At 56.9% G+C, this 503-nt stretch carries 1 protein-coding gene; it reads right to left on the bottom strand.

The features are described 5' to 3' along the window. Nucleotides 1–195, bottom strand: a 195-nt coding sequence (locus ENZ75_RS33870) for a hypothetical protein (protein ID WP_164888284.1), incomplete at its 3' end; no start/stop codon positions are given. Nucleotides 196–503 lie beyond the last annotated feature (308 nt).

The following is a 503-nucleotide window of genomic DNA, read 5'->3' as shown; positions in this document are numbered from 1 at the left end:
TTCCGAGGTCATGCCCGGCTGCAGCAGCACGTCGTCAAAGGTCAGCGCCAATGCGCCGGTGGACGTTTCGATGATTTTTGCCATGGCCAGTCCCTTGAACATAAAAACGGTGGGGGAATACAAAAAAGCGCTGGACCGGAATGGACAGCGCCGACTCGTTTCTTCCCTTTCAGGATTGGCGCTGGCTGGTACCACGTCCAAGCACCGATGAAAAGCGGATGATTTCACGCTCCCGGAAAGGTGACTTTCCGGCGAAGGGATGCCACCTGTGGTTGCCGGTCGCACAAAAGTGACAGCAAATTAATGCGACATCCCGGCGAAGGCATGGTAACCGCCCGCCTCAGGGCCGACATGCAACCGGCAACGCAACATTCAAGTCTGGACGCGTTCCTTGAACCGCACCATCCCGCTTATATTGGCGGTCGCCCTTTTCATGGAAAACATGGATTCGACTGTTATCGCGACATCGCTGCCGGCGATCGCCGTCGACATCCACACCAGCC

The sequence above is a fragment of the Mesorhizobium sp. M7A.F.Ca.CA.002.04.1.1 genome (assembly GCF_004022805.1).
Taxonomy (GTDB): Bacteria; Pseudomonadota; Alphaproteobacteria; order Rhizobiales; family Rhizobiaceae; genus Mesorhizobium; species Mesorhizobium ciceri.
This window is presented reverse-complemented; position numbering and strand designations above follow the sequence as displayed.